The sequence below is a fragment of the Bradyrhizobium sp. CCGUVB23 genome (genome assembly GCF_024199885.1).
Classification (GTDB): Bacteria; Pseudomonadota; Alphaproteobacteria; order Rhizobiales; family Xanthobacteraceae; genus Bradyrhizobium.
The window spans coordinates 10022531-10036471 of sequence record NZ_JANADQ010000001.1 but is presented as its reverse complement, the minus strand read 5'-3'; the positions used below and the strand labels follow the sequence as shown (position 1 = coordinate 10036471).

The following is a 13941-nucleotide window of genomic DNA, read 5'->3' as shown; positions in this document are numbered from 1 at the left end:
GGCGCGTCTGTCGTGCCACGCGCGGGTGACAACGAATGAGAAAAGGACCGATACAATGAAGTCGGAAACGGCCAGGATGACACTGACGGCGAAGGACGTTTTGCCGGAGGACGGGACGCGCGGCACGCTGGTCGGACGCGTCTGGCTGCCGCAGGTCAATGGTCCTGCCGTGGTCGCGGTGCGCAGCGATGGCGTGTTCGACGTCACCGCGCGGTTTCCGACCATCAGCTCGCTGTGCGAGGAGGCCGATCCGGCAAAGGCGGTGAGCGAGACCAAGGGTGAGCGGATCGGCGATCTCGAGGCGATTGCGGCGAACACGCCGCCCGACCAGCGCGACCGGCAAAAACCCTGGCTGCTCGCGCCGGTCGATCTTCAAACCCTGAAGGCCGCCGGCGTGACCTTTGCCGTCTCCATGCTGGAGCGCGTGATCGAGGAGCGGGCGAAGGGCAACCCGGCCTCGGCCGAAGCGATCCGGAAAGAGGTGACGCGGCTGATTGGCGACGATCTGTCGAAGCTCAAGCCCGGCTCGGAGGGGGCTATGCGGCTGAAGCAGGTGCTGATCGAGCAGAACGCATGGAGCCAATATCTCGAAGTCGGCATCGGCCCCGATGCGGAGGTCTTCACCAAGGCGCCGGTGCTGTCGTCGGTCGGCGCCGGCATGGATGCCGGACTGCATCCGAAATCGACCTGGAACAATCCGGAGCCGGAACTGGTGCTGTTCGTCTCGAGCCGCGGCAAGATCGTCGGCGGAGCGCTCGGCAATGACGTGAACCTGCGCGACTTCGAGGGCCGCTCGGCGCTGCTGTTGTCGAAGGCCAAGGACAACAACGCCTCCTGCGCCATCGGCCCGCTGCTGCGGCTGTTCGACGACACGTTCTCTCTCGATGACGCACGCAAGCTGGACATCAGCCTCAATGTGAAGGGGCAGGACGGTTTTGTGCTCAACGGCCATTCCTCGATCAGCAAGATCAGCCGCGATCCCACTGATCTCGTCGCGCAGACGATTGGCAGCGTGCATCAATATCCGGACGGCTTCGTGCTGTTCCTCGGCACGATGTTCGCGCCGGTCGACGATCGCGATGCGCCGGGGCAGGGCTTCACCCACAAGCACGACGACATCGTCACGATCGCTGCGCCCGAGCTCGGCAAGCTCACCAATCGCATGCGCACGAGCGACGAGTGCGAGCCCTGGAGCTTCGGCATCGGCGCGCTGATGAAGAACCTGGCGCAACGGAAGCTGCTGTAACGCTGGGGTGCCAGCATCGGCGTAGACCGCGTTCAAAGCCGGTGCTGGCCTTGCCTCCGCAAAACTATCGAAAACAACCCCATGCAAAGTAGGGCCGCGGGGTGCGTGGCGCGTGTCGACGACAAATCCGGGGATCAGTCATATAGTCAAATAATATTACTATACAGCGCCGAACTTCCGTGAAATGGTGCCTCCCGCCGCCCAGAGGGGCGGTCTAGCAGGTGCCATGATACCAATTGGCACCCGAGATAAACATTTTTTGGGAGACACGCCTGATGACCCTCAAAGCCCTCTTTGCGGCCAGCGCCACGGCCGCGCTGCTGCTTTCGCTGCCGGCCAATGCCGGCCAGCTCACGATCGGTTTTTCGCAGATCGGATCGGAATCCGGATGGCGCGCCGCTGAGACCTCGGTCTCCAAGCAGGAAGCAGCCAAGCGGCAGGTCAACCTGAAGATCGCCGACGCCCAGCAGAAGCAGGAGAACCAGATCAAGGCGATCCGGTCCTTCATCGCTCAGAACGTCGACGCGATCTTCCTTGCGCCGGTCGTCTCGACCGGATGGGACGCGGTCCTGAAGGAGGCCAAGGAAGCCAAGATCCCGGTCGTGCTGCTCGACCGCGACATCGATCCCTCCGGCAAGGACCTCTATCTGACCGCGGTCACCTCGGACAGCGTGCACGAAGGTGCCGTCGCCGGCGAGTGGCTCGCCAAGACGGTCGGCGAGAAGGCCTGCAATGTCGTCGAATTGCAGGGCACGGTCGGCGCCAGCGTCGCCACCAACCGCAAGAAGGGCTTTGACTCCGTCGTCGCCAAGCATCCGAACCTGAAAGTGGTGCGGAGCCAGACCGGCGACTTCACCCGCGCCAAGGGCAAGGAAGTGATGGAGAGCTTCATCAAGGCGGAAGGCGGCGGCAAGTCGATCTGCGCGGTCTATGCGCATAATGACGACATGATGGTCGGCGCGATCCAGGCCATGAAGGAAGCCGGCCTCAAGCCCGGCAAGGACGTCCTGACCGTCTCGATCGACGCGGTTCCCGACATCTTCAAGGCGATGTCCGCAGGCGAAGCCAATGCCACGGTGGAGCTGACGCCGAACATGGCAGGGCCCGCGCTCGACGTCATTGCCGCCTTCAAGGACAAGGGCACCGTTCCGCCGAAGTGGATCCAGACGGAATCGAAGCTCTACACCGCCTCCGACGATCCGCAGAAGGTCTACGACAGCAAGAAGGGTCTTGGTTACTGAGCCCTCCCGTGCGCCACCGCGGCTGATGCGCTCCGGTGGCGCACCCCCCTTCGAAACTGCTAAGCGTGGTGAATTGGCCGGACGTCCGCAACCCCACAAGCGGACGCCGGCGGGAGTGACGTCGCAATGGAGACCAGCCCGGATTCTGCCCCTTGTCTGCTCGAGGTGCGTGGGATCAGCAAGAGTTTTGGCGCTGTGCGTGCGTTACAGGACGTCGATTTCACGCTTCGTGCGGGCGAGATCCATGCCCTGCTCGGCGAGAACGGCGCCGGCAAGTCCACACTGATCAAGGTGGTCACCGGCGTATTCCCGCGCGATGCGGGAATCGTTCGGCTGGGCGGCGCCCAGGTCGCGCCGCGATCGTCGAAGGCGGCGCTGGAAGCTGGCATTGCCACCGTCTACCAGGAAGTAAATTTGCTGCCGAACCTGTCGGTGGCGCAGAATCTTTTTCTCGACCGGCAGCCGATGCGCTTCGGCATCGTCCGCGAAGGCGAGATGCGCCGGCGGGCAAAGGCGTTGCTTGCCGAGTTCGGCCTCGACATCGACGTGGCGGCGCCGCTCGGCAGCTACTCCGTCGCAATCCAGCACGTCACCGCGATCGCTCGCGCCGTCGACCTGTCGGCGCGCGTTCTCATTCTCGACGAGCCGACCGCGAGCCTCGACCGTCATGAGGTCGAGATTCTCTTCAAGATCATGCGTCAGCTAGCTGGCCGCGGCATCGGAATCGTCTTCGTCAGCCACTTCCTCGACCAGGTCTACGAAATCTCCGACCGCATTACCGTCTTGCGCAACGGCCGCCTGGTCGGCGAACGCGAGACCGCATCGCTGCCGCGGCTCGAACTGATCCGGATGATGCTCGGCCGCGAGCTTGCCGAAACCACCAGCGCACGCGCGCCTGCAAGCGAGCAGCAGGTGCGCGAGATCTGCGCGAGCTTCGAGGGCTACGGCAAGTCTGGCTACGTCGCGCCCTTCAATCTCGAATTGCGCCATGGCGAGGTCGTGGGTCTCGCCGGCCTTCTGGGCTCGGGACGAACCGAAACCGCGCGGCTGGTTTTCGGCGCCGAGCGTTCCGATCAGGGCCAGGCGAAAGTGGAGGGCGCGCCAGTGCGGCTCCAGACGCCGCGTGACGGAGTCCGACACGGTTTTGGCTATTGCCCGGAGGAGCGCAAGACGGAAGGCATCGTCGCCGAGCTCACGGTGCGCGAGAACATCGTACTCGCGCTCCAGGCCAAGCGCGGCCTTTATCTGCCGCTGTCGCGCCGCGAGCAGGACGAGATTGCTGCACGTTTCGTCAAGCTGCTCGACATCCGCCCGCCTGATCCGGAACGTCCGGTCGGCCTGTTGTCGGGCGGCAATCAGCAAAAGGTGCTGCTGGCGCGCTGGCTTGCGACCTCGCCGCGGCTCCTCGTGCTGGACGAGCCGACCCGCGGCATCGACGTTGGGGCGCATGCGGAGATCATCCGCCTGATCCGCGAGCTCTGTGACGATGGGCTGGCGCTGCTCGTGATCTCCTCCGAGCTCGACGAGATCGTCACCTATTCGGATCGCGTCGTCGTGCTGCGCGATCGCGCCCATGTCGAGGAATTGCAGGGCGAGGCGATCGACGTCTCCAATATCTTGGCGGCGATCGCCGCCGACAACAGTGCCATGGCGCAGGAGGGCAGGCCATGACCGCTCTTCTGCCGCGCCGTGGCCTTGCCCAGATCTTCGCGCTGATCGTCATCCTGATGGTCGATCGTGCCGTCTCGCCGCAATTCTTTGACCTGCGCTTGCAGGATGGGCGGCTGTTCGGCAGCATGATCGACGTGCTCAACCGCGGCACGCCGGTGGCGCTGCTCTCGCTCGGCATGGTGCTGGTGATCGCGACGCGCGGCATCGACCTCTCGGTTGGCGCCGTGATGGCGATCTCGGGCGCGATCGCCGCGAGCCTCGCCGACAGTCACGGCTTGCCGGTGGTGCTCGCGGCCGCGCTCGGTGCGGGCCTCGTCTGCGGCCTCTGGAACGGTTTCCTGGTCAGCATCCTCGGCATGCAGCCGATCGTCGCGACGCTGATCCTGATGGTCGCCGGCCGCGGCATCGCCCAGCTCATCACCGAAGGGCGCATCGTCACCTTCACCTCGCCCGATCTGGTCTGGCTCGGCAACGGCGCCATCCTCGGCGTTCCCGTGCCGGTCGCGATTGCCCTGGGGATGCTGATCCTCACTGGCGCCGTGGTGCGCGGCTCGGCGCTCGGGCTCTTGATCGAGGCCACCGGCGGCAATGCGCGGGCAAGCGAGCTCGCCGGCGTCGGCACCCGCGCCATGATTTTGGCCGTCTATGTCTGGTGCGGCGTCTGCGCGGCGCTTGCGGGCGTGATCGCCGCGGCCGACATCATGGGGGCTGATGCCAACAATGCCGGCCTTTGGCTGGAGCTCGATGCGATCCTGGCCGTCGTGATCGGCGGAACCTCGCTGTTCGGCGGCCGCTTCAGCCTCTTGCTCGCCGTGCTCGGCGCGCTCATCATCCAGACGATGAACACGGGCATTCTCTTGTCGGGCTATCCCCCGGAATTCAACCTCCTGGTCAAGGCCGTGGTGGTGCTGGCGGTGCTACTGTTGCAATCGCCGAAGCTGACCGGTATGGCCGGCATCGTGGCGCGTATCCGGGGGACGAAAGCATGAAAGGCCTGCCGCCCGTCCTCATCACGGCCATCGTGCTCGTCGCGGGCTTTGTGCTTTGCGCGCTGCAATTTCCCAACATCGCCTCGACCCGCGTGGTCTGCAATCTCCTGACCGACAACGCCTTTCTCGGCATCGTCGCGACCGGCATGACCTTCGTGATCATCTCGGGCGGCATCGACCTGTCGGTCGGCTCGGTGATCGGCTTCACCACCGTGTTCGTCGCGCTCGCGATCGAGCGCTGGGGCATGCCGCCGCTGGTCGCCTTCGTGGCGATCCTGGCGCTGTCCGCGGCCTTCGGCGCGGCGATGGGCGCCGTCATCCATCTGTTCGACTTGCCGCCGTTCATCGTCACGCTGGCCGGCATGTTCCTCGCGCGCGGCGCGAGCTTCCTGCTCTCGACTGAATCGGTACCGATCACCGCGCCGATCTATTCGACGGTCTCGGACTTTGCGCTGCGACTACCGGGTGGCGGGCGACTGACGGCGGTTGCGATTATCATGCTGGTCATCGTGATCGGCGGTGCGCTGCTGCTGCAGCTCACCCGCTTCGGCGCCAATGTCTACGCGCTCGGCGGCAGCCGGGTCACGGCGAGCCTGATGGGCGTCGCCGTCGGCAAAATGACGATCCGCATCTACATGCTGTCGAGCCTGCTCGCAGGCATCGCCGGCATCGTCTTCTCCTTCTACACCGGCGCCGGCTATTCGCTCTCGGCCGTCGGCGTCGAGCTCGACACCATCGCGGCGGTGGTGATCGGCGGCACGCTGCTCACGGGCGGGCAGGGCTCGGTGGTCGGAACGTTCCTCGGCGTCCTCATTCAGGGCCTGATCCAGACCTACATCAATTTCGACGGGACACTGTCGAGCTGGTGGACCAAGATCGCGACCGGTGTTCTGCTGTTCGCCTTCATCGCTCTGCAGCAGGTCATGATCGCGCTCGCGCGCCGGCCTGCCGTGAGACCCGCGGGAGCCACGTCATGACCTCGCGCATCGTCGTCATCCCGACGCGGCGGGCCCACTCCAACCATGCGGAGGTATCCCGCTCGATCGGCGTCGACATCATCGCCGGTCGCTATGCCGAAGGCACGCGGCTGCCTGGTGATGCCGAGCTGACCTCGATGTTCGGTGTCTCGCGACCGGTGTTGCGCGAGAGCGTGAAGACCCTCGTGGCAAAAGGTCTGCTTACCACCAAGGCGCGGGTCGGCACCGTCGTGCGCGAGCGCGGCGCCTGGAACATGTTCGACGCAGATGTGCTGGCCTGGCATCTCGACGCCGGCATCGACAAGCGCTTCCTCAACGACCTCGCAGAGATCCGTCTCGCGGTCGAACCGCGCGCGGCGATGCTCGCGGCTGCGCGACGCTCGGAGGAGGACCTCGCCGAACTCAAGCGCAGCATGGACCGCATGCGGCGCGAGGCATCTGATTCCGCCGGCTTCGCCGACGCGGACCTCGCCTTGCACGTTGCGGTCGCGCGGGCGTCGGGCAATCTGTTCATGCGTTCCATCGGCCATGTCATCGAAGCCGCCTTGCGGGCGTCCTTCCTGCTCAGCGCGCCGGTCGAGGTCGAGGATCGTGACACGGTGCTGCTCTGGCACCAGAAGATCGTCGATTCGATCGCGGCGGGCGACGGCGAGGCCGCCTCGGCCGCCATGGTCTTCGTCATCCACAATGGCATGAGCCGCCATGAAGGCACGGTGATCGAGACGGCGCCGGCCGAGCCGGCGCGATCGGCTCAATCTGGAGAACAAGCGTGACTGAACTTCGTATCGCCATCGTCGGTTTCGGCAAGATCGCGCGCGATCAGCACGTCGCCGCCATCGCGGCAACACCGGGCGCAACCCTTGCCGCCATCGCGAGCCGCAATGCCTCGCTGCCGGACCTGCCGCATTTCGCCACCATCGAGGAGCTGCTCGCAAAGGGCCCGCCGATCGATGCGGTGTCGCTGTGCACGCCGCCGCAGGTGCGGCGCGCGCAGGCCTTCGCGGCGCTTGCCGCCGGCAAGCACGTGATGCTGGAGAAACCGCCGGGCCTCAGCCTCGGCGAACTCGATCCGTTGGTCACGATGGCGAAGGATGCGAAGCGGGCGCTGTTTGCGACCTGGCATTCGCGCTTTGCCCCCGCTGTCGAGCCGGCGCGGCAATGGCTCGCCGCGCGCCGGATCAAGTCCGTGCACATCGCGTGGAAGGAGGATGTCCGCGTCTGGCATCCCGGACAAGGCTGGATCTGGGAGCCGGGCGGGCTCGGCGTATTCGATCCCGGCATCAACGCACTCTCGATCCTGACCCGCATCCTGCCGCGTCCGGTGTTCGTGACCGCGGCGCAACTATCCTTCCCGGCCAATTGCGAGGCGCCGATTGCGGCGAACCTGACGCTTGCCGATGTCGACGGCCTGCCAATCACGGCCGAATTCGACTTCCGCCAGACCGGCCCGCAGAGCTGGGACATCGTGGCCGAGACGGATCAGGGCCGAATGACGCTGTCGGGCGGCGGCGCCCGCATGGCCATCGACGGCAAAGTGCTTGCGGAGGAGCCCGAAGCCGAATATCGCGGGCTCTACCGGCGTTTCGTCGAGCTTGCGGCGACGGGGGAGAGTGACGTCGACCTGACGCCGTTCCGTCTCGTCGCCGACGCCTTCATGCTCGGCAAGCGCAACGTCGTCGAACCGTTCGTGGAATGATCATGGCTAGCGCGCGCATCACAAGGGACGTCTTCGGAACGCTGCCGGATGGCCGCGCCGTCGAGCGCGTGGTGCTGTGCGGGCAGGGTGGTTTCGAGGCGCGCATCATCACTCATGGTGCAGTGATTCAGGCGCTGATCGCGCCCGATGCCAAGGGCGGCACCGACGACGTCGTGCTCGGCTATGACGACTTTGCCGGCTATCTCGCCGAACGGAAGTTTTTTGGCGCGACCGTCGGCCGCTATGCCAACCGTATCGCGGACGCGCGCTTCGTGCTCGATGGCGAGACGGTGCAGCTCGCCGCCAATAATGGCCCGAACGCGCTGCACGGTGGCCTGGACGGCTTTGACCGCAAGCTCTGGCAGATCGCCGACCTCGCTGACGGCGCGGAGCCTGCGGTCACGCTCACTTACACAAGCGAGCACGGTGAGGAAGGTTACCCGGGCCGGCTCGACGTTCGTCTCACCTATCGGGTGACCGGTCCCGCCCAACTGTCGGTCAGCATGGAGGCGACGAGCGATCGTCCGACCATCGTCAATCTCACCAATCACAGCTTCTTCAACCTCGAAGGCGCGACGTCGGCGACGCCGATCCTCGATCACAAGCTCATGGTCGCAGCTGATCATTTCCTGGCGATCGATCCGACCGCGATCCCGCTGGCCGGGCCGCCGCACGCGGTTGCCGGCACGCCCTTCGACTTCCGGACGCCGACGCCGGTCGGTGCGCGTATCCGTCAGAACGATCAGCAACTGCGCAACGGCAAGGGCTACGACCACACGTTCTGCCTTCCGCTTGACGGCGGCTTGCGTCTCGCCGCGCGCGTGGAGGCGCCGCGCTCGGGACGCGTCATGGAGCTATTCACGGATCAGCCGGGCTTGCAGGTGTACTCCGGTAACTACCTCGACGGCTCGGTGGCGGGCAAAGGCGGCCGGTTGTATCGGCAGTCCGACGCGCTGTGCCTGGAGCCGCACATCTGGCCGAATTCGCCGAACCGGCCGGATTTTCCGAGCTCGCGTCTTGCGCCCGGCAGCGTTTACAAGCACCACACCGTGTATCGATTTGGGGTGAGCTCGTCATGACCGAGCAGGTGCCGACCTCCGTACTTTGCACCGAGCATTGCCATCTCGGCGAGGGCCCGACCTATGACGTCGCCACCGATACCGCCTGGTGGTTCGACATCCGTGAAGGCCGCCTTTATGAGGCCCATCTCGCGAGTCGCAATATTCGCGTCCATGTCCTCGGCCGGATGGCGAGCGCGCTCGGCCGCATCGATGCCGAGCGGCAGTTGATCGTGGCCGAGGATGGCCTCTACGTCCGCAAGCTCGCCGACGGCGCGATGACGCTCTATCGTCCGCTTGAGGCCGATAACCCGACGACGCGGTCGAACGACGCACGCGTGCATCAGTCCGGCACGTTCTGGATCGGCACCATGGGCCGCAAGGCTGAAGCGGGCGCCGGCGCGATCTACGCGCTCCATCGCGGCAAGATCTCGACGCTGTTTCCCGGCATCAGCATTCCGAACTCGATCTGCTTTTCGCCGGACGGCGCCATCGGGTACTTCGCCGACACCGCGCGTCACGTGCTCTATCGCGTTTCGCTCAATCCGGCGACGGGGTTGCCGCGCGGTGAGCCGGAGGTGCTGGTGCGCCACACCGGCGTCGGCGGTCTCGACGGCTCGGTGGTCGATGCTGACGGATTGATCTGGAACGCGCGCTGGGGCGGCGCCTGCGTCGACGTCTATAGTCCCGAAGGCGAGCGCTTGCGCTCGCTGGCGGTGCCGGCACAGCAGTCGAGTTGTCCCGCCTTCATCGGTCCCGATCTGTCACGCCTTCTTGTCACCTCGGCGTGGCAGGATATGGATGCGGCGGCACGCGCCGCCGATCCGCAAGCCGGCTGCACCTTCATCCTCGAGGCTGCTGCGCGCGGTCGCGCGGAGCCCGACGTCACGCTCGAATAGGAGATCCAAGGAGTCACTTAAAGGCACAACACACCTGAGTTCTTGCTGTAACTACAAACGTTCTTACACCCCAAGGGAGTGAAGCATGCTGAAACTGAAGACGACCGTACTCGCGCTCGCATTCGCGGGCGCCGCCGCGATGGCCTCATCGGCCCCGGCATTGGCCCAGGACAAGCCGACCGTTGGTATCTCGATGCCGACGAAATCATCGGCGCGCTGGATCGATGACGGCAACAACATGGTCAAGGTGCTGAAGGAGCGCGGTTACAACACCGACCTGCAATATGCCGAGGACGACATTCCGAACCAGCTCTCGCAGGTCGAGAACATGGTGACGAAGGGCGCCAAGGCGCTGGTGATCGCCGCGATCGACGGCACCACGCTCTCCGACGTGCTCAAGCAGGCCAAGGCCAAGGGCATCACCGTCATCGCCTATGACCGCCTGATCCGCGGCACGCCGAACGTCGACTACTACGCGACCTTCGACAACTTCCAGGTCGGCGTGCTCCAGGCGGAATCGCTCGTGCAGGGTCTCGGCCTCAAGGATGGCAAGGGTCCCTTCAACATCGAGCTGTTCGGCGGCTCGCCCGACGACAACAACGCCTACTTCTTCTACAACGGCGCGATGTCGGTGCTGCAGCCTTACATCGACAGCAAGAAGCTCGTCGTCGTGTCCGGCCAGATGGGCATGGACAAGGTCGCGACCTTGCGCTGGGACGGCGCCACCGCGCAGGCCCGCATGGACAACCTGCTCAGCGCCTACTACGGCAACAAGAAGGTCAACGCGGTGCTGTCGCCCTATGACGGCCTCTCGATCGGCATCATCTCGTCGCTGAAGGGCGTGGGCTACGGCAGTGCCGACCAGCCGATGCCGATCATCAGCGGCCAGGACGCCGAGGTGCCCTCGATCAAGGCGATGCTGCGCGGCGACCAGTACTCGACCATCTTCAAGGACACCCGCGACCTCGCCAAGGTGACCGCCGATATGGTCGACGCGGCGCTGGCAGGCAAGCAGGTCACGGTCAACGACACCAAGACCTATGAGAACGGCTCCAAGACCGTGCCGTCCTTCCTGCTCAAGCCGGTCGTGGTCTACAAGGACAATTGGGAGAAAACCCTGGTTGACAGCGGCTACTACAAGAAGTCGCAATTCCAGTAAGCTGCGCCTGCTCCCTCTCCGCGTTCTTACGGGGAGAGGGAGCATAGGCCGCCTTTGGGCCGCCGTTGTAGAAGATTGGGGTGAGGGGAAGTCTCTACGGGGCGGCGAGAGTTGCTCTTGCGGAAGCTCCTCCTCGCCCGATCGCTTCGGCGTTTTTGAACGGCCGCCAAAGGCGGCCTATGCTCTCCCCGCAAGCGGGGTGAGGTGGGTTAAAAGACGGGACACGAAGCCATGACGGCAATGTTGGAAATGCGCGGCGTCAGCAAGAGCTTTGCGGGTGTGCAGGCGCTGCGTGACGTCAATTTCTCGGTTCAGGCCGGGCAGATCCATGCCCTGGTCGGCGAGAACGGCGCCGGAAAATCCACCCTGATGAAGGTGTTGAGCGGGGTCTATCCCCACGGCAGCTATGAGGGAACCATCGTCTTCGAGGGCGAGGAGCGACACTTCCGCGACATCAACGATTCCGAGGCGCTCGGCATCATCATCATCCACCAGGAGCTGGCGCTGATCCCGTTGATGTCGATCGCGGAGAATATTTTCCTCTCGCATCCACCGTCGCAGATGGGCGTCATCGACCGCGACGAGGTCTACCGCCGGACGCGGGAACTCCTGGCGCAGGTCGGCCTGAAGGAGTCGCCGGACACGCTGATCACCGATCTCGGCGTCGGCAAGCAGCAGCTGGTCGAGATCGCCAAGGCGCTCTCCAAGCGCGTGCGCATGCTGATCCTGGACGAGCCGACCGCCAGCCTGAATGAGGCCGACAGCGCCGCTCTGCTCGAGCGCCTGATGAAATTTCGCGAGCAGGGCATCGGCTCGGTCCTGATCTCCCACAAGCTGAACGAGGTTGCCAAGGTCGCCGACCACATCACGGTGCTGCGCGACGGACGCACCGTTGATGGCATCGACTGCCGGACCGAGCAGGTCCAGGAGGACCGTATCATCCGCAGCATGGTCAACCGCGATCTCGCCCACCGCTTCCCCGAGCGCAGCGCCAAGATCGGGGAGCCCGTCCTCAAGGTCGAGAACTGGTCGGTCTACCATCCGATCCATCCCGACCGGCAGGTCATCAAGAATGTCAATTTCGGCGTAAAGCGTGGCGAGGTCGTCGGGATCGCCGGGCTGATGGGGGCGGGGCGCACCGAGTTCGCCATGAGCCTGTTCGGCCGCTCCTGGGGCACCAATATCACGGGCCGCATCAGCCTCGAGGGTAACGAGATCGTCCTGCCGAGCGTGGCGGCGGCGATCGATGCCGGCCTTGCCTATGTCACCGAGGACCGCAAGCAGCTCGGGCTGATCCTGGCCGACGACGTCCGCAAGAATATTACGCTGGCCAGCCTCGACCAAGTGGCCCCCGGCAAGGTGATCGACGACATTGCCGAGCTGAAAGTGGCAAGCGACTACCGCAACCGGATGCGCATCCGCTGCTCCGACGTCTACCAGGAGACCGGCCAGCTCTCGGGCGGCAACCAGCAGAAGGTCGTGCTGTCGAAATGGCTGATGACCGACCCCAAGGTTTTGATCCTGGACGAGCCGACGAGGGGTATCGACGTCGGTGCCAAATATGAGATTTATTGTATCATCAACGAGCTGGCGGAGGCCGGCCGGGGCGTCGTGGTGATCTCGTCGGAGATGCCGGAGCTGCTCGGCATCTGCGACCGCATCTGCGTCATGAACGACGGCGCTTTCGTCGGCGAGTTCGCGGGCCATGAGGCGACGCAGGAGAAGATCATGCGCGCTATCATGCGCAATGAGAGAAACAATGGGAACGGCGTGCCTGTGGCCGCGGAGATGGGAGGAATGCAGCCATGACCGACAAGACGGTTTCGCTGCCTGAAGAGCGCCGGCACACGGGCTTCATCAAGAACAACTTACGCAACTACGGCATGCTGATGTCGCTGGTCGCGATCATGCTGTTCTTCCAGGCCATGACCGGCGGCACGCTGCTGCAGCCGCTCAATCTCACCAATCTCGTGCTGCAGAACAGCTACATCGTCATCATGGCGCTGGGCATGCTGCTCGTGATCGTCACCGGGCATATCGATCTGTCGGTCGGCTCGGTCGCGGGGTTCGTCGGCGCCGTGGCCGCGCTGCTGATGGTGAGCTACAAGGTCGACTACACGGTCGCCTTCATCGCCTGCCTGCTGCTGGGCGCGGCGATCGGTGCCGCGCAGGGCTATTGGGTGGCCTATTTCAAGATCCCGTCCTTCATCGTGACGTTGGCCGGCATGCTCGTGTTCAAGGGCCTGGCGCTCGCGGTGTTGCAGGGCCAGTCGCTCGGACCGTTCCCGTCGACGTTCCAGAAATTGTCCTCGGGCTTCATTCCGGAGTTCCTGCCTGAGGCCGGCACGCTGCACCCGACCTCGATGTTGATCGGCGCCGTGTTGGCCCTCGGACTGGTCTATGCTGCCGCGAAGAACCGTTCGCGCGAGCAGTCGCACGGCATCGAGGTCGAGCCTTACGCGTTCTTCCTCGGAAAGAACGTCGTGCTGGCCTGTGCGGTGCTCTACTTCACCTATCTGATCGCGACCTATCGCGGCCTGCCGAACGTGCTGGTGATCATGAGCGCGCTGATCGCGCTCTATGGCTTCGTAACCCGGCGCACCGTGATCGGGCGGCAGATCTACGCGGTCGGCGGCAATGCCAAGGCGGCAAAGCTTTCAGGCATCAAGACCGAGGGGCTGACCTTCTTCACCTTCGTCAACATGGGCGTGCTGGCCGCACTCGCCGGCCTCGTCTTCGCCGCGCGGCTCAACACCGCAACGCCGAAGGCGGGCCTTGGCTTCGAGCTCGACGTCATCGCCGCCTGCTTCATCGGCGGCGCGTCGGCCTATGGTGGCGTGGGGCGCGTCGGTGGTGCCGTGGTCGGCGCCATGATCATGGGCGTGATGAACAATGGCATGTCCATCCTCGGCATCGGCATCGATTACCAGCAGGTCATCAAGGGCCTGGTGCTGCTCGGCGCGGTCTGCATCGACGTGTACAACCAGCGGCGGTAGCCAATTCGA

12 protein-coding genes are annotated in these 13941 nt (G+C 64.8%); all 12 read left to right on the top strand.

What is annotated here, in order from left to right:
- Positions 1–55: 55 nt before the first annotated feature.
- The 12 genes from NLN62_RS47245 to mmsB all read left to right on the top strand — a co-directional run bounded on the left by NLN62_RS47245 (position 56) and on the right by mmsB (position 13932).
- A complete protein-coding gene (locus NLN62_RS47245; protein WP_371260472.1) occupies positions 56–1246 on the top strand; it encodes a fumarylacetoacetate hydrolase family protein in 1191 nt (396 codons plus the stop codon).
- A gap of 275 nt (positions 1247–1521) precedes the next feature.
- Complete coding sequence (gene ytfQ, locus NLN62_RS47240; protein ID WP_027521163.1) at positions 1522–2487, top strand: galactofuranose ABC transporter, galactofuranose-binding protein YtfQ; 966 nt, start codon at positions 1522–1524, stop codon at positions 2485–2487.
- Between the two features lie 126 nt (positions 2488–2613).
- Complete coding sequence (locus NLN62_RS47235; protein WP_254113226.1) at positions 2614–4158, top strand: sugar ABC transporter ATP-binding protein; 1545 nt, start codon at positions 2614–2616, stop codon at positions 4156–4158.
- Positions 4155–5147, top strand: coding sequence for an ABC transporter permease (locus NLN62_RS47230; protein WP_027521161.1), 993 nt, complete (start codon positions 4155–4157; stop codon positions 5145–5147). Before NLN62_RS47235 ends, NLN62_RS47230 begins: the two co-directional genes overlap by 4 nt.
- A complete protein-coding gene (gene yjfF, locus NLN62_RS47225; protein ID WP_254113225.1) occupies positions 5144–6124 on the top strand; it encodes a galactofuranose ABC transporter, permease protein YjfF in 981 nt (326 codons plus the stop codon). Before NLN62_RS47230 ends, yjfF begins: the two co-directional genes overlap by 4 nt.
- Complete coding sequence (locus NLN62_RS47220) at positions 6121–6897, top strand: FadR/GntR family transcriptional regulator (RefSeq protein ID WP_254113224.1); 777 nt, start codon at positions 6121–6123, stop codon at positions 6895–6897. The genes yjfF and NLN62_RS47220 overlap by 4 nt, the downstream gene beginning before the upstream one ends.
- Positions 6894–7820, top strand: coding sequence for a Gfo/Idh/MocA family protein (locus NLN62_RS47215; protein WP_254113223.1), 927 nt, complete (start codon positions 6894–6896; stop codon positions 7818–7820). The genes NLN62_RS47220 and NLN62_RS47215 overlap by 4 nt, the downstream gene beginning before the upstream one ends.
- Before the next feature lie 2 nt (positions 7821–7822).
- Positions 7823–8899, top strand: a complete 1077-nt coding sequence (locus NLN62_RS47210) for an aldose epimerase family protein (protein ID WP_254113222.1) — start codon at positions 7823–7825, stop codon at positions 8897–8899.
- The gene (locus NLN62_RS47205; protein WP_027521156.1) at positions 8896–9777 is read left to right on the top strand and encodes an SMP-30/gluconolactonase/LRE family protein; all 882 of its coding nucleotides are present in this window, start codon (positions 8896–8898) and stop codon (positions 9775–9777) included. Before NLN62_RS47210 ends, NLN62_RS47205 begins: the two co-directional genes overlap by 4 nt.
- 85 nt (positions 9778–9862) lie before the next feature.
- Positions 9863–10936 carry a multiple monosaccharide ABC transporter substrate-binding protein gene (gene chvE / locus NLN62_RS47200; protein WP_027521155.1) on the top strand — a complete coding sequence of 358 codons (1074 nt, stop codon included), beginning with the start codon at positions 9863–9865 and terminating at the stop codon, positions 10934–10936.
- Positions 10937–11167: 231 nt separating this feature from the next.
- Positions 11168–12745, top strand: a complete 1578-nt coding sequence (gene mmsA, locus NLN62_RS47195) for a multiple monosaccharide ABC transporter ATP-binding protein (protein WP_254113221.1) — start codon at positions 11168–11170, stop codon at positions 12743–12745.
- Complete coding sequence (gene mmsB / locus NLN62_RS47190; protein ID WP_027521153.1) at positions 12742–13932, top strand: multiple monosaccharide ABC transporter permease; 1191 nt, start codon at positions 12742–12744, stop codon at positions 13930–13932. The genes mmsA and mmsB overlap by 4 nt, the downstream gene beginning before the upstream one ends.
- The last annotated feature ends 9 nt before the right edge of the window (positions 13933–13941 follow it).

Excerpts from the sequence above, each read along its gene's own strand:
- NLN62_RS47220 (WP_254113224.1), top strand. The coding sequence starts at position 6,121 with ATGACCTCGCGCATCGTCGTCATCCCGACGCGGCGGGCCCACTCCAAC.
- NLN62_RS47235 (WP_254113226.1), top strand. The coding sequence starts at position 2,614 with ATGGAGACCAGCCCGGATTCTGCCCCTTGTCTGCTCGAGGTGCGTGGG.
- NLN62_RS47205 (WP_027521156.1), top strand. The coding sequence starts at position 8,896 with ATGACCGAGCAGGTGCCGACCTCCGTACTTTGCACCGAGCATTGCCAT.
- NLN62_RS47245 (WP_371260472.1), top strand. The coding sequence starts at position 56 with ATGAAGTCGGAAACGGCCAGGATGACACTGACGGCGAAGGACGTTTTG.
- NLN62_RS47210 (WP_254113222.1), top strand. The coding sequence starts at position 7,823 with ATGGCTAGCGCGCGCATCACAAGGGACGTCTTCGGAACGCTGCCGGAT.
- yjfF (WP_254113225.1), top strand. The coding sequence starts at position 5,144 with ATGAAAGGCCTGCCGCCCGTCCTCATCACGGCCATCGTGCTCGTCGCG.
- mmsA (WP_254113221.1), top strand. The coding sequence starts at position 11,168 with ATGACGGCAATGTTGGAAATGCGCGGCGTCAGCAAGAGCTTTGCGGGT.
- chvE (WP_027521155.1), top strand. The coding sequence starts at position 9,863 with ATGCTGAAACTGAAGACGACCGTACTCGCGCTCGCATTCGCGGGCGCC.
- NLN62_RS47230 (WP_027521161.1), top strand. The coding sequence starts at position 4,155 with ATGACCGCTCTTCTGCCGCGCCGTGGCCTTGCCCAGATCTTCGCGCTG.
- mmsB (WP_027521153.1), top strand. The coding sequence starts at position 12,742 with ATGACCGACAAGACGGTTTCGCTGCCTGAAGAGCGCCGGCACACGGGC.
- ytfQ (WP_027521163.1), top strand. The coding sequence starts at position 1,522 with ATGACCCTCAAAGCCCTCTTTGCGGCCAGCGCCACGGCCGCGCTGCTG.